Raw genomic sequence first — 17,199 nt, 5'->3', positions numbered from 1 at the left:
AGGCTGGAACAGAATGGCTTATGACTCTAAAACAGCTAATCGAGTAAAGCGGATGGAAGGTCAATTACGCGGAATCTTACGCATGATGGAGGAAGGTCAAAACTGTAAGGATGTGATTACACAGCTGTCGGCCGTGCGTTCAGCGGTTGATCGGACAATAGGAGTTATTGTTAGTGAAAATTTATTAGATTGTGTCACCACTGCTGAGGGCAATGCGGAAAAGATGAACTCAGCCATTCAAGAAGCAATGGATTTAGTGGTGAAAAGCAGATAGTTTTATATACCCTTTAATGTATAAAAAAGGAGGAGTGATAACTTGGAAACATGGATCGTTATTGCAATTATTGCAGCATTTTTCATTTGGCGAATGAAACCAACAAAGGGTGTTCAATCTATTTCTACAGTCCAATTAAAAAATATGCTGAATGATAAGGATAAGATATTTATCGACGTACGCACGCCAGCGGAGTTTAAAGGACGCCATATCTCTCAGTTTAAAAATATGCCGCTTGGGTCCGGCTTTGACAAACTACCGAAGGATAAAGAAGTGGTTGTGATTTGTCAAAGTGGTATGCGTAGTAGTCAGGCATGTAAGCAATTGAAAAAGCAAGGCTTTGAGCGTGTTACCAATGTTCGCGGTGGAATGAGCGCGTATTAGGAGGAAAGTAAATGAAGGAAATTACAGCAAAGGAAGTAGAGCAAGCAATCATTCAGGGGAAAAAACTGAGCCTGATTGATGTACGAGAGGTAGAAGAGGTAGCGGCTGGTCATATTCCGGGTATAATCCATATTCCACTCGGTTTATTAGAGTTCCGCGTACAGGATTTGAATAAGGATGAACCGTATATTATGGTTTGCCGATCAGGTGCTCGTAGTGCTCGTGCTACCGAAATTTTAGAAGGTAAAGGCTTTCATGTTTCAAATATGGTTGGTGGAATGTTGTCCTGGGAGGGCGAAGTACAATACTAGCTTATAGCTATATTTTTTTGTTGAAAATAATACCCTTATAGGTATATGGAGGTTGTAATGAGAATGAAGGCAGATTTTCAGCTAGATGCCAAGGGCCTTTCTTGCCCGTTACCCATTGTTAAAACGAAAAAAGCAATGGCTGATCTTATAGACGGTCAAATTTTAGAAGTATGTGCGACAGATAGAGGCTCTAAAGCTGATATTGCAGCTTGGGCAGAAACTGTAGGTCACCAATATATTGGCACTTTAGAAAATGAAGGGGTGCTCAAGCATTATATTCGCAAATGTACAAACGATCAAATAGAAGAAATTTCGTTTGATCAAACGATTGATTTAGAGCAAATCATCAATCGTGACGGATTAATTCTTGATGTGCGTGAAGAAGCAGAGTTTGCCTTTGGGCATATTGAGGGCGCTAAATCTATTCCAATGGGTGAATTGGAAGCGCGACTGTCAGAGCTCGATAAAGAGCAAGAAATTTATGTTATTTGTCGTACTGGAAAGCGCAGCGATATGGCTGCACAGAAGCTAGCCTTACATGGTTTTATAAAGGTCTTTAACGTTCTACCAGGAATGACATCCTGGCAAGGTAAATTAACAAAAAACATTTAATAGGAGGAATTTTATCATGTCAAACAAAGTAGCAATTATTGCAAGTAACGGTGGTTTATTTGATGCGTATAAGGTGTTTAATATTGCAACAGCAGCAGCAGCTTCTGAGAAGGAGGTAGCGATTTTCTTCACGTTTGAAGGATTGAATCTCATTCATAAGCAAGGGATGCATGCGTTACCAATACCTGCTGGAGCAGAGCAATTTGAGGAAGGCTTTGCGAAAGCGAATGTTCCTGCCATTCCTCAATTAGTGGACATAGCCCAAGAATTAGGTGTTAAATTTATTGCTTGTCAAATGACTATGGATGTAATGGGCTTATCGACAGATGATTTTATTGATGGTATTGAAGTAGGAGGAGCTGTTACTTTCCTTGAGTTTGCAAAAGATGCAGCACCATCACTAACTTTCTAAAGAATTCTTTTGTACCAGTAAGGCGGAGGGGAATGCCTCTCCGCTCTAAAAAACTTTGAAATTATACCTATGGGGGTTATATACATGCCGATGCAGAAATGGAATGCTTCACAAATTGCCAAAAAGGTCATTAACAATGAAGAATTGTTTATTTTAGATGTTCGTAATGCAGATGCATTTGAAGACTGGAAAATAGAAGGACATCGATTTGAGTACTTAAATGTACCATATTTTGAACTGTTAGATGGTGTTGAGGAGATCTTGCCGAAAATCCCCTCCAATAAAAAAATTCTAGTCGTTTGTGCTAAAGAAGGATCATCATTGATGGTGGCTGAAATGCTATCGGAAGCTGGTCGAGATGTTGCCTATTTAGCAGGTGGTATGAAATCTTGGAGTGAATATTTAGAGCCTATTAAAGTGGGTGATTTAACGGGTGGGGGAGAGCTGTATCAATTTGTCCGTTTAGGGAAGGGCTGTCTTTCTTATATGGTGATATCTGAAGGTGAGGCAGCTATCATTGATGCTGTTCGCTTTACAGATGTATTTATAAGTTTCGCTGAACAGAAGAATGTGAAAATCACACATGTTTTTGATACACATTTACACGCCGATCATATTTCAGGTGGACGTCATATAGCTGAGGCAACTGGTGCGGTCTATTACTTGCCGCCGAAAGATGCAGAAGAGGTTGTATTTTCCTATATACCGTTAGTTGATGGAGTGACTGTTCAAATTGGTAATTCAAAAATAGATGTAGGAGCTATTTACTCACCAGGTCATACAATTGGCTCTACATCATTTGTAGTCGATAGCAAATATTTGTTAACAGGGGATATTTTATTTATCGATTCTATTGGACGTCCTGATTTAGCAGGCCTTGCTGAGGATTGGGTTGGAGATTTACGAGATACACTTTACAAACGTTATCGAGAATTATCGGGTGAGCTTATCGTGTTACCAGCTCATTTTATGATAATTGATGAACTTAACGAAGATGGGACAGTAGCAAAACGACTAGGGGATTTATTTGTACAAAATCATGGTTTGAATATTTATGATGAAGTTGAATTTAAACGTGTCGTGACAGATCAATTACCACCACAACCTAATGCCTATCAAGAAATCCGTCAGGTAAATATGGGGAAAATAACTCCCACACCAGATGAACAAACTGAAATGGAAATCGGTCCAAATCGCTGTGCTGTTCGATAAAATTTGCTAAAAGTACAATAGGTACGTCTGTGTATTATAAATGTGGATATTCCAGATATTGAAGGTGCTCATCCTTCAGGAATCTAAAATAACAAGAAGAACCGGCAAATCGCTTACAACCTTTGCCGTGCTGAAGGGGATCAATATGAAGTCAAATTTACAATTAGATGCAAAAGGTCTTTCGTGTCCAATGCCCATTGTGAAAACAAAAAAGGCGATAGATACATTAAATACTGGAGAAATTTTAGAAGTTCAGGTGACAGATAAAGGAGCTTTAGCGGATATTCCTGCTTGGGCAAAAGCTGGAGGTCATAATATATTAGATCAATCTGAAGAAGCAGGTGTTATTACGTTTTTAATTCAGAAAGCTTAAGGCTAATGGAGGGTTGTCTATTAAATAGAACAACCCTTCTTTCACTTTTCGGAAGGAAGGAAAAATGTATGGATATTACATGGATATTAACGATCTTTTTGATTGGTTTTCTTGGTTCGTTTGTATCAGGGATGTTAGGTATTGGTGGTGCCATTATTAATTACCCGATGCTACTGTATATTCCACCATTATTAGGATTTATGGCCTTTTCAGCTCATGAGGTTTCCGGAATTATTGCCATACAAGTATTTTTTGCTTCCATAGCTGGTGTATGGGTATATCGCAAAGGTGGATATTTAAATAAATCACTCATTATCTATATGGGTGGTGCTATATTAACAGGAAGTTTTGTTGGTAGTTTTGGTTCCAAATTTTTATCAGAGGCAGGCATAAATATAGTTTATGGTGTGCTAGCCTTAATAGCCGCAGTCATGATGTTTATTCCCAAAAAACAAATTGACGATCAACCTATGCAGGATGTTACTTTTAATAAAACATTGGCCATTTTATTAGCCGTAGTTGTTGGTATTGGTTCAGGTATTGTCGGAGCAGGTGGTGGGTTCTTATTAGTCCCCATTATGCTAGTGGTTTTAGGAATCCCTACGCGTATGACCATTGCGACTAGTTTAGCGATTACATTTATCTCCTCTATAGGGGGAATGGTTGGAAAATTAATGACAGGACAAGTTGAATATTTCCCTGCGCTCATAATGATTATTACCAGTCTTATAGCGGCCCCACTTGGTGCAAAGGCTGGGAAAAAATTGAATACCAAAAGCTTGCAAGGCATTTTGGCAATGCTCATATTGGCTACTGCCATTAAAATTTGGGTAGATATTATTGGGGGGGGATAACTTTGAAAATTGAAGTTTTCACGGATTTTACTTGTCCATTTTGTTATATTGCCAAGCTAGAATTGGAACGTGCAATTGATACAAGTGGCTATTCGGGACAAGTAGAAATTGAATACAAGGCTTATCAAATAGCTCCGGATACGCCTAAAGTAAATGCACCGACTTTTTTAGACGCGTTGGCTATAAAGTATAACGCAACACGTGAAGAAGTATATGATATGACAGCGAATATGGCATCCAGAGCTGCAGAAGTTGGGTTGTATTATAATTTTGAAAAGATGAAAACAGCTCACACAGAAAAAGCACATCGTTTAGCAAAATGGACGCAGCAATTTGGTCAAGCATCGGCATATACAGAAGCACTGATGGCTGGTCATTTTATGGCTGGCGAAGATGTGAATGATGATTCTTTTTTATTAAAAGTGATTGGGCAATTAGGCTTAGATATAAATGGGGCGCAGGATGTTCTAGCTACTAATGCCTTTCTTGAGGCTTTAAACCTGGATCGATATGATGCGCAGCAACTTGGTATACAAAGTGTCCCATTCTTTGTATTTGAAAATCGTTATGGCATTAAAGGGGCAGAGCCAAATGAAGTCTTTGTGCGAACTTTACATCAGACAGCTAAAATAGTGGGAATTCAGCCAAGCATTAAATTAGTGGGAACAGGTGAGGATACGTGTACAAATGGGGCGTGTAACCTGTAAACTGATGAATGGGTGTCGAGTACTTAAAGTACTCGACATTTTTTTGATTCAACTACATACTGCAAGAGGTATTAAGTCTTGATTTTGGTGTAGTAGTACAATAAATTATGGTTAATTTATCCATTTTTATCATCTGAATGGTTCTATTTTATAGTAGTGTGAGAAAAATCACATCCAATAAAATGCTATGTTGCTAAAATATAAGTGAGTATACAAAGGGGGGTATTATAGATGAAACCTATAGTAGCAGGAGTAGCAGGGACAGTATTGTTAGTAGGCACAATTTTTGTAGCAACAATTATTAGTGACGAAATTACAGTTGATTCGATTGTGGAGGAGAACGATACGACAGTGCAGGCGCAATTACCAACGACAGCAGCTGCTCAGTCAGTTGTCTACGCTCCACCAAGTATTGATGAAGTGCCAGAAGGACCTATGAAAGAGGCAATATTAAACGGCTATGAGCTTGTTAATAATACGCATGTTGCGGCGGACGAATATGTTGGGAATCAATTATCATGCACAAGCTGCCATGCTGGTGCTGGCTATGACGAGCAAGCATCTTCATTAGTAGGAGTAATGGCCAATTATCCACAATATATTGGACGCTCGGGTGGTGTAGTTACAATTGAAGAGCGCATTAACGGCTGTATGGTTCGTAGTATGAATGGTAAAAAATTTGAAATGAATAGTGATGAGCTAGAGGCTATGGTCGCTTATTTTGCATATATTTCTGAAGGTGTTCCAATTGGAGCAAAACGAGAATGGGCAGGTACTAGTGATATGAAGAATGTACCAATTCCAAATGTTGATAATGGTGAGGAGCTTTATGGTCAGTCCTGTATAGCTTGTCATGCGGCTGATGGCTCTGGAACTGGTGCTAATACTGGTCCAGCATTATGGGGAGATAATTCCTTTAACGACGGTGCGGGCATGGCACGTATGTCAAAAATGGCTGGCTATATTCAAAATAATATGCCAGTAGGTGCAGCAGGGACGTTAACAGATCAAGAAGCAGCTGATTTAGCAGCGTTTATTTTATCTCAAGATCGCCCTGAATGGCCAAATCACGATAAAGACTGGCCAAAAGGCGGAAAACCAAATGATATTATGAGTAAAGAAAAACGTGAGCAAGTTAAAAATGGTACTATTGATTGGGAAAAGGTACTATCTACAAAATAACTTAAAAGGGATGCCGTTTTATGGGCATCCCTTTTAAGTTATTTAAAATTATAAGCAGTAACAATTTTATCTCTGTTTGTTGTGATATCTGTAAAATATTCATATAGGCTAATACCGAGAAATGACCCACTTACGTTAAAGACATTAGAGAAACCGCTATTCTGAAGGGCCATAACGGCATTATAGCTACGTTGACCGGATCGGCAATGTACATACACAGGTTGATCCTGCGGTATCTCATGCATTCTTTCTCGAAGTTCACTTAGAGGAATATTGTGTGCATGAAGGAGATGTCCAGATTCAAATTCATTCTTTTCACGTACGTCTAAGAAGTAGGCTTGATTTTCAATAAGTGGTCTCACTTCATCTACTTTTATTTGTTTGAAGTGTCCGTGTAATAGATTTTGAGCTACAAGAGCTGCCAAATTGACAATATCACGGGCAGTGCTAAACATTGGAGAATAGGATAGCTCTAGCTCCTTCAAATCTTCTAAAGTACCACCCATGGAGATGAGGGTTGCTATCACATCAATCCTTTTATCTGCATTGCCTTTACCTATAGCTTGGGCTCCAAGGATTTTACCTGTGGGTGTTTCATAAACGAGCTTAAAATGAAGAGAATGACTATTTGGCATTAAGCCTACTTTATCTGGAGCTATCAAATAAACGCTTTTAGACTGAAAGCCATTTGCTCGAGCTGTTTTTTCGTTCAAACCAGTTGATGCACATACGAGGTCGAAAATTTGTACACTTGAAGATCCAATAACCCCTTTATTGTGTTGAGCGATGTTAAACATATGATTAGCTGCAGCACGTGCCTGTCGCTGAGCGGGACCAGCCAAAGCGAGGCGCGTCTGTTTATGGGTAAGTTGATGGAATACTTCAATCGCATCTCCCACAGCGTATATGGAAGGATCAGATGTCACATAATTAGCATCAACCAGAATGCCCCCTAGTTCACCGATAGTTAGCCCAGCCTCTTTAGCTAAGTGGATTTCAGGACGAACGCCAATCGCTAACACTACTGCTTGTGCTGTCAATTGTTTTCCAGAATTTAGCGTCACATAATCTGGAGTAACCTTTGCAAGACCGTCATTGACAATGACTTGAACCCCCTTATCAATCATTTCCTTGTGCAATATTTGAGCCATATCAACATCAAAAGGAGCCATAATTTGTTGGCCGAATTCAACTAAAGAGACATTATAGCCTGCTAGCTTCAAATTTTCTGCTACCTCTACACCAATGAAGCCCCCGCCGACCACTGCAATGTCCTGTACATGATCTGTTTGTAGATATCGATTTAACCGCTCAATATCAGTCACGTTTCTAATGGTAAAGACGTGCTCAGAATGAATACCCTCTAAGTCGGGGACGATAGGACTTGCTCCTGGAGATAAAATTAACGTATCGTAACTTTCCTCATACTCTCTATTTATTGTTAAATCCTTAATAGTGATGGTTTTTTGCTCTCTGTTAATACGTACAACTTCTTGCTGAACACGAGCCTCGATATTGTATTTTGCTTGAAAGCCTTGAGGCGTCATTAAAATTAATTTGTCACTATTTTCAACAATCCCGCTTAAATGGAAGGGGAGAGAACAATTAGAGAATGAAACATTTGGCCCTTTTTCAAACATAATTATTTCTGCCCTTTCATCGAGACGACGGATACGAGCAGCAGTGGATGCCCCGCCTGCAACGCCACCAACTATTAAAAATTTTTTACTCAATTGTAAACACTCCTTTTAAAATTAATACATAATAGGGTATATAAGTGCTTTTAAATAAAGGTTGAAGTTCTCTAAATAGATAAATTATGCAGTATAAACACTACAATTAAATGATATACCCCTAAAGGTATTTTATCAAGTTAATAACTTAACAAATTTCCTTAGGTGTACCTTGTGACAGCAAGTTGATGTATAAATTTGCTATACTTACAGTAGTAGGAAATGGAACTGATATGGGAGGTGACGCTGTTGATTTTTTTGAAGTTTTTGTTCCAAATCATGATAGTATCGGGTTTGATTTATATTGTGAGCGGACGATTAATTGGCTCAAATATCAATTTTGTGCGAAGAGTGCTTTCAGTCGTTATTAGTGTGACATTAACCTCTTTTGTTTACTGGTACTCTTATTTGCGTCATACAGATTTTTTGTCTGAAACAATGATGCAAACAGTGACAGAGGTCAGCACATTAATTTGGATAGGGAGTATGCTACTCATTTCTATGTTGCTGTATTTGGTTTTTGAGCTCTTTGATCCAAGTGGCATAACAACGGGAGATCGCAGAAATGGCCAAAAATCTTTGCTATTACGACTGCGTAGCTATTGGCGACAGCAGAAACGATTGCGACAAGTTTTAAAAATTGCTGTTACAAACGGTGTCGTACAAACGATTAAATATGCAAGGCAACGTGAAAACGAAAAAGAGCTGGCGATTGCATTGCGAGCAACATTAGAGCAATGTGGTGGGATATTCATTAAATTTGGACAAGTACTATCTACGCGTAAAGAATTATTTTCACCCATCTTTATAGATGAGCTAGAAAGGCTACAGCATCGTGTGAAGCCTTTACCAGTAGAGCAAGTAACAGATATTTTAGAGGGCTCACTTCCTCAACCTATGGATGAAGTATTTAGTCAATTTCAAATGGAGCCCATTGCAGCGGCCTCAATCGGTCAGGTGCACAAGGCCCGACTAAAAAATTATGAAGATGTTGTCGTCAAGCTTCTGCGTCCTGAAGTAAAAGGGATTATGCGCGATGATCTTGAAATATTAGAGGAATTTGCAAATTGGCTTTCATCTAAATCTACATGGGCAGAGTCACTAGGCTTTCGTGAGCTTGCTGGTGGATTTGCAGATGGGCTACGTGAGGAGATTCATTTAGATATTGAGGTACGTAATACGCTACAGGTAAAGAACGCATTAGCTAAAAGTGATTATAAGGTCCGGATTCCAAAAATTTATACAGCTTACAGTAATGAAAATATTATTGTGATGGAATATATTCGTGGACATAGTGTGGCGGATGGGGGAGCTGAATTCAATCGTCTGTCCATTGATCGCAGACAATTTGCTAGAACGGTATTATATTCTTTTTTCGAACAGATGCTTTTTTCAGGTATTTTTCATGCTGATCCTCATCCTGGAAATATTCACATTGATGAGAAGGATGGTACACCCGTATTGCTCGATTTTGGAGCAGTTGGAAGATTGGGGGCCACACAACAAGAGGGTTTAAAGCTATTCTTGATGGGTATTCAGCTCAACGACTCCAGCGTTTTGTACGATGGCTTAACACTATTAGTGGAAAATGCGGATCATGCGGAACGCGCAAGAATGGAACAAGCAATTGATCAAATTTTGCTAAAAATCTCATATGTAGATCGCATACCAACAGAAGAATTAATACATGCTTTATTTACCGTGGTGCGGGATTTTGGACTTGCCTTTTACCCTGCGGTAGGTTTAGCACTCCGCTCATTGGTGACATTAGATGGAACATTAAGGGTAATTGATCCACGTTTTGATATTTTTACGGAAGCTAAAGATTTTTCTGCTACATATATGCGTGCTTCTTTCCTAAAGCCATTTAAAGAACCTATGGCTACAAAAGAACGGTTGCAAGAGGAATTATCCATGCTGATACCAACTTTGCGTAAAATGCCAAGAAGAGTGGATCAACTAATTCAGCGTGTAGAAAGTGGGAAAATTATTTTACATCACGATATATTTTCTGATGAACATAATGCCCGATTCATCACCCATTTGTTTTCACGATTTGTACTGCTTTTAGTAGGGATTACATTTGGAATTATATCTGTTGCCCTTTTGGCAATCTCACAATTTATTCATGATTCTTATGCAGTGTACCTAAACACTGCTGCTTATTTAGGGTTATTTTTATGTGCAATTTTGTTAGTAAGGTTATCAATACAGGCATTGCGTTCCATGAAACAGTAGGTAGGGATCAATTCCCTGCCTCTTTTTTTTTGAAACATTTCTGAGTAATATTACAAAAACATTACAAAGTAGATCGTGGGACTAATGTCGAATTAGCTAAAAACAGATGTATGTAGAATAAATAAGTGCGTTGTAGAATAATTGGTATTTTACGCGAATGTTACAGAAATGTTTCGAGTTTTACTAATGTATTAAATAGATAGGAAATAGTATAAAAGTTATGCTGGAAATGCTAAACTTTAAAAGGCTAAAACAAATATATAAGAACAAATGATTAAATTTAGAATCGTTCAACAGATTACATAGAGTATTCAGAGCGAAATTGATAAATGAAGGGAAATGAAGGTACGTGGGTAAGCGCAATAAATGGCGTAAGTCGATGGTGCTAGCTTTAGCACTAGCAGGCGGCTTATTATTTAATACAATTCAACCAACAGAAGTACATGCTGAAGAAACTTCTCAACAAATGATTGAGAAAAAGGCTGAAATAGATGCACAGGTTAAAAAATTACAAGAAGAACTAACGAAATTACAACAAGAGATCGACGAAAAAGTAAAAGTATTTAAACAAGTACAAGCGGAAATTAAAGAAGTGGATGCTAGTATTGTTGAAACAAAAAAACGTATTGAGCAACGTTCTAAAATCTTAAGTGAACGTATGGCTGCATACCAAGCACAAGACAACACAGTCGGTGTTTATTTAAATGTAGTTCTTGAAGCAAAAAGCTTTGCCGATTTAATGGACCGTGTCGTAGCGGTTAAAACATTAATGGATGCGGACCAAGAATTAGTGGATCAACAAGAAGCTGACAAAGCGAGCTTAGAGCAACAAAAAGCTACATTAGATGAAAAACAAAAAGAGCTTCAAAAACAATTCCAAGAGCTTCAACAAAAAGAAAGCGAAATGGAAGTGAAAAAGGCTGAAAATGAAGCAAAATCATTAGCCTTAAAAGCTCAAATTGCTACAAAACAGGAAGAAGAGCGTTTAGAAGCAGAACGTAAGGCAGCAGAAGAGGAGGCGGCTCGTTTACGTGCTCTTCAAGCAGCAACACCAGTAGTACAAGCTACTCAAAATAACGGTGATGGTGAACAACCACAAAAAATTATCGTTGGTTCAGGCGCTGGTACTGCCTCTTCAGGTGATGCAATTTCTACAGCAAAACAATTCCTTGGTCGTCCATATGTATGGGGTGGTAATAATCCAACTTCAGGGTTTGACTGTTCTGGTCTTGTACAATGGTCTTACAAACAAGCAGGCGTTTCTTTACCACGTACTGCATCACAACAATATTTAGCAACACAACGTATTTCTGCTGGTGAAGCACGTGTTGGTGACTTAGTATTCTTTAGCTATGGCTCAGGTGTAGCGCATGTAGGTATCTACTTAGGTAACAACACAATGATTGATGCTCAAAATAATGGTGTTGTCATTGAATCACTTGATTGGTGGAATCAATATTTAGTAGGCTTTGGTCGAATTCAATAAGCCACCATATTATATAGACGATTAACTTGATAAAAAGGTCATCTTTGTAAAGAAAAAATACAAAGATGACCTTTTTTATTGGGATTAAATTTTAAAGTTCACTTTAATGATGCCTGTTTCCTTCAAGGCGATAAAGAAAATAATGACAAAGGGTCCAATAAGCAAACCGATAATTCCAAATAACTGTAGACCAATAAACATAGCAATTAATGTTGGTAAAGTTGATAAACCGATATGTTCTCCCATCAGTTTAGGCTCGACTACACGACGAATAATGAGTAAAATAGCAGCTAAGATGAATAATTTTACAGCAATAGCTGTGTTTCCCATTAAAAGGTGATAAAACCCCCACGGTGCTAGAATAATGATGGAGCCTAAAAAAGGGACTATATCTATCAGCCAAATAATAATAGTCATCGTTATGGCGTATTTCGGCTGGATTAATAAAAGTCCAACAAGTGTAACGCCTCCAATAATGAAGCTTACAAATAAATGTGCTTTCATATAGCCTAATGTTGCATCCTTTAAACGGTTTAAAATAATTTTTATTTTCTTTGCTGTATTAGGCTTTAAATACTTATAAGTAATGCGCTTCAATTTTGGCAGATCAAGCATAAATAGGAATAGGGCAATCATATAGACGAGAAGACTGATAAATAGCCTTGGAATCTCTGAAAAGAAGGCTGAAACTTTGCTATAATTAAAGAAACTTAAAAAAGTTTCTTCAATTTTCTTTATGAAATCCATTGTGGTTTTTTGAAGCGAAGTACTAACTTCAGGTGGAAAGTCTTCAGTGTATTTAGAAATATTTTCTTGCATATGAAGCCACATATCTGATAGCTTGGAAATATAATAGGGAGCTTGCTTAGACAATAAAATTATTTGCGTCATGATCTGTGTAATTGAAATATAGCAAATAATAGAAATTATAATGACACTCACTATGTATATAAAGGCAACTGCAATTTTTCGAGACATTTTCCAGCGCCTTTTAAAGAACATGACGATCGGTTCAAGGAAAAATGCGCTAATAGCTGCTAATATTAACGGCATAGATACAGGAATAATAAAATAAGCAGCTATAATTAGTGACAGAATCACTAGCAATCGAAAAATCAATTTCCTAGCATTAAATTTATTCATAAACTCACCTTCTTTGCGAAAAAAATTAAGTTAAGTGTACCATAAATAAAGTTTAATGACGTTCTGAAACAATAAAGGTAGGGATAAATTATGGAAAAAGAGATTTTGCAACTTTTTAATAATCTAACAGAGCGTAATCGAGATATACAATATGAATCTTACGAGGAACTGATGAAAATTCTGCAGGAGCCCGTAGATTGGACATATGCAGTGTGGGAACAGCTTGTACAAGCACTTACATATAAAAATGGCCATGCCCGTGCACTTGCCGCGCAAATTTTATGTGCTTTAGCTGCAAACAGTGATCCCGAAGAAAGAGTATTGGAAGATTTTTTAAAGATTTGGGCTGTGACCTATGATGATAAGCCTGTCACGGCAAGGCATACATTACAAGCTATTTGGAAAATTGGTTTAGCAGGCCAAGTACAAAGCGATTTAGTTGTATCTTTTTTAGCCAAGAGATTTCAAACTTGTTTAGATGAGAAGCATCCTACTCTCATTCGCTATGATATTATTGTATCCTTAAAAAAATTATATGATCATACGAGTGATTCTAAATTATTAGACATAGCACATCGATTAATTAATGAAGAGCAAAATGTTAAATATAAAAAGAAATATAAGTCAGCCATCCGTTCCTAGTAACGAGATGGTGTTTTTTGTGCAAACTCTTTGGTTATTGGAGAATAGTCAATTATAATATATGAAAAAAACAAAAGGGGTTAGGGAATGAGCATTTATAATTATTTAGTACGAAAGCCGAATGGTGAAATTTTATCAATGGAAACATTTCGCGGAAAAACATTGCTAATAGTTAATACAGCTAATCAGTGCCGATTTACATATCAATTTGAAGACTTACAAAAAATGTACGATAAATATGGAAAAAATAATTTTGTCGTTCTAGGTTTTCCTTGTGATCAATTTGGCCACCAAAATCCAGAAGATGGAGAGGAAACTGCGCATCTTTGTAAAGTAAACTACGGAGTTACGTTCCCCATTTTTGAGCTTATCCAAGTAAATGGTGAGACGACACATCCTTTATTTAATTATTTAAAACATGAAGTCGATTTCCGTGAATTCGGGAAAGCAAGCATGCAGGAGAAAATGCTGGCTGAGGCGATCGTTCAATTTGCTCCAAGTTTTTTAGATGGTCGAAATATTCGCTGGAATTTTACTAAATTTTTAGTAGATGCAAGCGGAAAAACCGTAGCTCGCTTTGAGCCTACAGACTCACAGCTTGATATTGAGCAAGCAATTGAAAAAGTATTATAGTCGAGTAACTTTAATGCTATGATATCGCCTATAAAACGAGTATACTTTTTGTACGTAACTATTTTTTCCTATCAATCTATGATAAACTGCATTACAAGTGAATTATTCTTGCAGAATAAAGGTGCTTGCTAGCATAATCGGGAATTCGGTAAAAGCCGAAGCTGTTTCCGCAACTGTAAGTACAGCCATTATAAAGATTAGCCACTGTTTCGTAGGAAATGGGAAGGTTCTTTATAGCTATTATATATTTCATATAATAGCATTGTACAAGCCAGGAGACCGACCTTTATTTGAACGTATAACAACTCTTCGGAAGCTAGGAGGATATACGGCAAATACATAGGCAGTGTCGTGTTTGTATGACAATCATTATGTTATTTTCGTCGTTCCTTTGCGTGAGGAGCGACGTTTTTTTATGTACTGAACAAGCGAGAATTTTCATTTGGAAAAATGGGGGGATAGTAGATTGAAAAAAGATGCACGTTATTCTTGTTATCCTTTTATGCGTGAGAGGGCTTCAACTGTCGATTTTGAGATTCGCACAGATAGTTTAACAACGCATATAGGGGTTGCACTAGCTGTAGTGAAGAAAGAGGATGTCCAGGCTGTTGCAGATGATTTAATGCAGATTTTACCTATGGCTTATCATGTTAATGGCTCTGTTCGTGGAAAGCTAGCAGTTACAGATGAAGATCTATCCTGGTTAAGTGCGCGCTATGATTTTTATGTTCGTCATGTGAAGGATGAGATTCAAAATTTTGTTTTACCTCAAGGAACAGAGGCGGCGGCTGCTCTACATCTTTGCCGTAGTGAGGCGAAAAAATCGTATCGAACTTTACACAAGGTTTCAGAAGAACAAGAGGTGCCGTCTATTCTCTTTGATTATTTAGGCTTATTAGCCAATGTATGTTTTGTAATGGCTGTCTATATGAATCAACAAGCCGGAATAGCTGAAATTCCGTTTATGAGTAAATCCTATCCAATGAAAAAGAAAAAGGTGAATAATAATGAAGAAACTATTTAATTTACACTGGCTATCGGTCTTATTGCTAGCGCTCGTTTTAGCAGGTTGTGGTACCGCGGGAGATACAAAAAATAAGGATGTGTCTCAAGATGAACAAAAGATTGAGCAAACAAGTTATAAAGTAACCGATGATCGTGGTGTGGAAATAGAGTTTAAGGAAGTGCCAAAAACAGTTGTGTCTTTACAACCTAGTAACACAGAAATTCTATTTGCACTAGGGGTTGGCGATAAAATTGTAGGTGCCACTGAATATGATACTTATCCAGAAGCAGCTCAAAAAATCGAACGTGTTTCTGATACTGTGAATTATAACAGTGAGCGAATTATAGCGTTAAAGCCAGATGTTGTGATTGCGTATACGATTGGTAAGAAGGATGCACTTAAGCCACTCGAAGATGCAGGAATTAAAGTGTTTGTTATTCAATCAGCGGCTACATTCGATGATGTATATGGAGATATCGAACAAATTGCTGCCGTTATGGATGTGAAGGAAAAAGGAAAGGCATTAAACGAAGAAATTAAAGCAAAAATCGCTGATGTGAAAACAAAGGTTAAAGAAGTAAAAACACCCAAAAATGTTTATTTAGAGATTAGTCCAAAGCCTGAAATATATACAGCAGGCTCTAGCACTTTCCAACAAGAAATATTAAATACGGCAAATGTAAAGAATGTGTTTGCAGATTTAAATGGCTGGAAGCTAGTATCTGAGGAAGATGTTATTGCGAGAAATCCAGACGTCATTTTAACAACAGTCAACTATACAGAAAATCCAATTGGAGAAATCCTTGCTCGTGATGGGTGGAATACGGTATCAGCTATTCAAAATAAGGCAGTTCAACCCCTTGACACAGATATCTCAAATCGCCCAGGTCCGCGTATCGGTGAAGCAGTTGAGCTAGTTGCTAAAGCTGTGTATCCAGAGTTATATAAATAAGATCGTAGAAAATGCTAGTTGTTTATTACAGCTAGCATTTTTTATTTTATTACCTAGTGTGAAAATTGGTATTCATGTAGTTTGTTCGATAGAATAAAGATAAGAACACTTATTAATATAGGGAGGTGTAGTTCAGTGAAGCAAGTACAAAAAAATATTTCGTTTGAGGCCGTTTATAATTTCCGAGATATGGGGGGGTATCAAACGAGAGATGGGCGTGTTATAAGGGAGGGCTTATTTTATCGCTCCGCCGCACTTGGTAAAATGACATCGACAGATAAAGAATTATTTGAAACATTAGGTATTAAAACAATTTTTGATTATCGTGACACGAATGAAGTACAACATAACCCTAATCCTGTATTTCCACAAACTCGATATATTCAAATCCCGGCGAAGGGAAAGCATGCTTTTGAAATGCCAACAAATACAGGTGGTAGAGAGTTTTATAAAGTAGTTAACGCTGATATGTTCAAGGACTTTTATGCACAAATGCCTTTCCATAATCCCTCTTTTAAGGAATTAATGTTGACGATACAAAACCCTGATAATTTAGGACTAGTCCATCATTGCGCAGTTGGAAAAGACCGAACAGGAATTGGCGGAGCTCTTATTTTATTGGCTTTAGATGTACCTGAGGAAACTATTATGGAAGATTATTTAGATACGAATATCCATTTGCGTCCCATGGTAGAAAGAATGGCTCAAACGATTGAGCACCAATATAACGAACAAGAATTACAGAAATTTTATGCTTTAATGTCTGCTCGTGAAGACTACTTACAGGCAGCACTTGACGCTATGGATCATCGTTATGGCTCAAAGACAGCCTTTTTGGAGCAGGAGTTTGGCCTAACAGCCGATAAGCGTGAGCAATTACAGTCCTTTTGCTTAATTTAAATAAAAACCCTTTCACAAATTTAGTGAGAGGGATTTTTTAGGTGGAAGCGCTGTCTTCCTATAAATCTCTTTACAGTCTGAAATTTTATGATAAGATACAATAGATTTTTAAGAAAAGTGTAGGAGAAGTGAAGGTATTGGCAGA

19 protein-coding genes and 1 riboswitch are annotated in these 17,199 nt (G+C 37.7%); of the genes, 17 read left to right on the top strand and 2 right to left on the bottom strand.

Annotated elements, in window-relative coordinates; all coding sequences use genetic code 11:
- Window positions 1–13: 13 nt before the first annotated feature.
- The 10 genes from ACOZBY_RS15270 (at window position 14) to ACOZBY_RS15225 (ending at window position 6,321) form a co-directional block, all read left to right on the top strand.
- On the top strand, window positions 14–274 hold the full coding sequence (locus ACOZBY_RS15270) for a metal-sensitive transcriptional regulator (RefSeq protein WP_012295889.1): 261 nt from the start codon (window positions 14–16) through the stop codon (window positions 272–274).
- A 42-nt stretch (window positions 275–316) separates the two neighbouring features.
- Window positions 317–658, top strand: a complete 342-nt coding sequence (locus ACOZBY_RS15265) for a rhodanese-like domain-containing protein (protein WP_031416581.1) — start codon at window positions 317–319, stop codon at window positions 656–658.
- A gap of 11 nt (window positions 659–669) precedes the next feature.
- On the top strand, window positions 670–969 hold the full coding sequence (locus tag ACOZBY_RS15260; protein WP_012295887.1) for a rhodanese-like domain-containing protein: 300 nt from the start codon (window positions 670–672) through the stop codon (window positions 967–969).
- A gap of 63 nt (window positions 970–1,032) precedes the next feature.
- Window positions 1,033–1,581, top strand: coding sequence for a sulfurtransferase TusA family protein (locus ACOZBY_RS15255; RefSeq protein WP_031416580.1), 549 nt, complete (start codon window positions 1,033–1,035; stop codon window positions 1,579–1,581).
- A 16-nt stretch (window positions 1,582–1,597) separates the two neighbouring features.
- Entirely contained in the window at window positions 1,598–1,993 is a 396-nt protein-coding gene (locus ACOZBY_RS15250) for a DsrE/DsrF/DrsH-like family protein (RefSeq protein WP_012295885.1), read from the top strand.
- Between the two features lie 84 nt (window positions 1,994–2,077).
- On the top strand, window positions 2,078–3,205 hold the full coding sequence (locus tag ACOZBY_RS15245; RefSeq protein ID WP_031416578.1) for an MBL fold metallo-hydrolase: 1,128 nt from the start codon (window positions 2,078–2,080) through the stop codon (window positions 3,203–3,205).
- Window positions 3,206–3,350: 145 nt separating this feature from the next.
- Window positions 3,351–3,578, top strand: coding sequence for a sulfurtransferase TusA family protein (locus tag ACOZBY_RS15240; RefSeq protein WP_012295883.1), 228 nt, complete (start codon window positions 3,351–3,353; stop codon window positions 3,576–3,578).
- Window positions 3,579–3,646: 68 nt separating this feature from the next.
- Window positions 3,647–4,432, top strand: coding sequence for a sulfite exporter TauE/SafE family protein (locus ACOZBY_RS15235; protein WP_012295882.1), 786 nt, complete (start codon window positions 3,647–3,649; stop codon window positions 4,430–4,432).
- Between the two features lie 2 nt (window positions 4,433–4,434).
- On the top strand, window positions 4,435–5,139 hold the full coding sequence (locus tag ACOZBY_RS15230; RefSeq protein ID WP_036164834.1) for a DsbA family oxidoreductase: 705 nt from the start codon (window positions 4,435–4,437) through the stop codon (window positions 5,137–5,139).
- A 231-nt stretch (window positions 5,140–5,370) separates the two neighbouring features.
- Complete coding sequence (locus tag ACOZBY_RS15225; protein ID WP_325882047.1) at window positions 5,371–6,321, top strand: c-type cytochrome; 951 nt, start codon at window positions 5,371–5,373, stop codon at window positions 6,319–6,321.
- A gap of 38 nt (window positions 6,322–6,359) precedes the next feature.
- On the opposite strand, the gene ACOZBY_RS15220 is transcribed toward ACOZBY_RS15225, so the two are convergent.
- The gene (locus tag ACOZBY_RS15220) at window positions 6,360–8,054 is read right to left on the bottom strand and encodes an FAD-dependent oxidoreductase (protein WP_325882048.1); all 1,695 of its coding nucleotides are present in this window, start codon (window positions 8,052–8,054) and stop codon (window positions 6,360–6,362) included.
- A gap of 249 nt (window positions 8,055–8,303) precedes the next feature.
- On the opposite strand from ACOZBY_RS15220, the gene ACOZBY_RS15215 reads away from it, so the two are divergent.
- Together ACOZBY_RS15215 and ACOZBY_RS15210 are read left to right on the top strand one after the other, a co-directional pair.
- Window positions 8,304–10,292: an ABC1 kinase family protein gene (locus tag ACOZBY_RS15215; protein ID WP_031416574.1), complete on the top strand. Its 1,989-nt coding sequence runs from the start codon at window positions 8,304–8,306 to the stop codon at window positions 10,290–10,292.
- Between the two features lie 349 nt (window positions 10,293–10,641).
- The gene (locus ACOZBY_RS15210) at window positions 10,642–11,778 is read left to right on the top strand and encodes a C40 family peptidase (RefSeq protein WP_012295877.1); all 1,137 of its coding nucleotides are present in this window, start codon (window positions 10,642–10,644) and stop codon (window positions 11,776–11,778) included.
- A gap of 84 nt (window positions 11,779–11,862) precedes the next feature.
- Here the strand turns inward: ACOZBY_RS15210 and ytvI are convergent, their stop codons facing one another.
- The gene (gene ytvI, locus ACOZBY_RS15205; protein WP_325882049.1) at window positions 11,863–12,921 is read right to left on the bottom strand and encodes a sporulation integral membrane protein YtvI; all 1,059 of its coding nucleotides are present in this window, start codon (window positions 12,919–12,921) and stop codon (window positions 11,863–11,865) included.
- Window positions 12,922–13,011: 90 nt separating this feature from the next.
- On the opposite strand from ytvI, the gene ACOZBY_RS15200 reads away from it, so the two are divergent.
- The 5 genes from ACOZBY_RS15200 to ACOZBY_RS15180 all read left to right on the top strand — a co-directional run bounded on the left by ACOZBY_RS15200 (window position 13,012) and on the right by ACOZBY_RS15180 (window position 17,054).
- Window positions 13,012–13,563 carry a hypothetical protein gene (locus ACOZBY_RS15200; RefSeq protein ID WP_012295875.1) on the top strand — a complete coding sequence of 184 codons (552 nt, stop codon included), beginning with the start codon at window positions 13,012–13,014 and terminating at the stop codon, window positions 13,561–13,563.
- 87 nt (window positions 13,564–13,650) lie between these two features.
- Entirely contained in the window at window positions 13,651–14,196 is a 546-nt protein-coding gene (locus ACOZBY_RS15195; protein WP_012295874.1) for a glutathione peroxidase, read from the top strand.
- Window positions 14,197–14,298: 102 nt separating this feature from the next.
- Window positions 14,299–14,498, top strand: a riboswitch (cobalamin riboswitch).
- A 164-nt stretch (window positions 14,499–14,662) separates the two neighbouring features.
- Window positions 14,663–15,220: a hypothetical protein gene (locus ACOZBY_RS15190; RefSeq protein WP_031416569.1), complete on the top strand. Its 558-nt coding sequence runs from the start codon at window positions 14,663–14,665 to the stop codon at window positions 15,218–15,220.
- The gene (locus tag ACOZBY_RS15185; protein WP_036217649.1) at window positions 15,204–16,154 is read left to right on the top strand and encodes an ABC transporter substrate-binding protein; all 951 of its coding nucleotides are present in this window, start codon (window positions 15,204–15,206) and stop codon (window positions 16,152–16,154) included. The genes ACOZBY_RS15190 and ACOZBY_RS15185 overlap by 17 nt, the downstream gene beginning before the upstream one ends.
- A 135-nt stretch (window positions 16,155–16,289) precedes the next feature.
- A complete protein-coding gene (locus tag ACOZBY_RS15180) occupies window positions 16,290–17,054 on the top strand; it encodes a tyrosine-protein phosphatase (RefSeq protein WP_325882050.1) in 765 nt (254 codons plus the stop codon).
- Window positions 17,055–17,199 lie beyond the last annotated feature (145 nt).

Source organism: Lysinibacillus sp. NPDC056220 (assembly GCF_049315265.1).
GTDB lineage: Bacteria > Bacillota > Bacilli > Bacillales_A > Planococcaceae > Lysinibacillus > Lysinibacillus pinottii.
The sequence above is the reverse complement of the archived record's forward strand: the minus strand, read 5'-3'. Positions and strand labels throughout refer to the sequence as shown.

Excerpts from the sequence above, each read along its gene's own strand:
- ACOZBY_RS15270 (WP_012295889.1), top strand. The coding sequence starts at position 14 with ATGGCTTATGACTCTAAAACAGCTAATCGAGTAAAGCGGATGGAAGGT.
- ACOZBY_RS15260 (WP_012295887.1), top strand. The coding sequence starts at position 670 with ATGAAGGAAATTACAGCAAAGGAAGTAGAGCAAGCAATCATTCAGGGG.
- ACOZBY_RS15255 (WP_031416580.1), top strand. The coding sequence starts at position 1,033 with ATGAAGGCAGATTTTCAGCTAGATGCCAAGGGCCTTTCTTGCCCGTTA.
- ACOZBY_RS15250 (WP_012295885.1), top strand. The coding sequence starts at position 1,598 with ATGTCAAACAAAGTAGCAATTATTGCAAGTAACGGTGGTTTATTTGAT.
- ACOZBY_RS15245 (WP_031416578.1), top strand. The coding sequence starts at position 2,078 with ATGCCGATGCAGAAATGGAATGCTTCACAAATTGCCAAAAAGGTCATT.
- ACOZBY_RS15240 (WP_012295883.1), top strand. The coding sequence starts at position 3,351 with ATGAAGTCAAATTTACAATTAGATGCAAAAGGTCTTTCGTGTCCAATG.
- ACOZBY_RS15235 (WP_012295882.1), top strand. The coding sequence starts at position 3,647 with ATGGATATTACATGGATATTAACGATCTTTTTGATTGGTTTTCTTGGT.
- ACOZBY_RS15225 (WP_325882047.1), top strand. The coding sequence starts at position 5,371 with ATGAAACCTATAGTAGCAGGAGTAGCAGGGACAGTATTGTTAGTAGGC.
- ytvI (WP_325882049.1), bottom strand. The coding sequence starts at position 12,921 with ATGAATAAATTTAATGCTAGGAAATTGATTTTTCGATTGCTAGTGATT.
- ACOZBY_RS15200 (WP_012295875.1), top strand. The coding sequence starts at position 13,012 with ATGGAAAAAGAGATTTTGCAACTTTTTAATAATCTAACAGAGCGTAAT.
- ACOZBY_RS15195 (WP_012295874.1), top strand. The coding sequence starts at position 13,651 with ATGAGCATTTATAATTATTTAGTACGAAAGCCGAATGGTGAAATTTTA.
- ACOZBY_RS15185 (WP_036217649.1), top strand. The coding sequence starts at position 15,204 with ATGAAGAAACTATTTAATTTACACTGGCTATCGGTCTTATTGCTAGCG.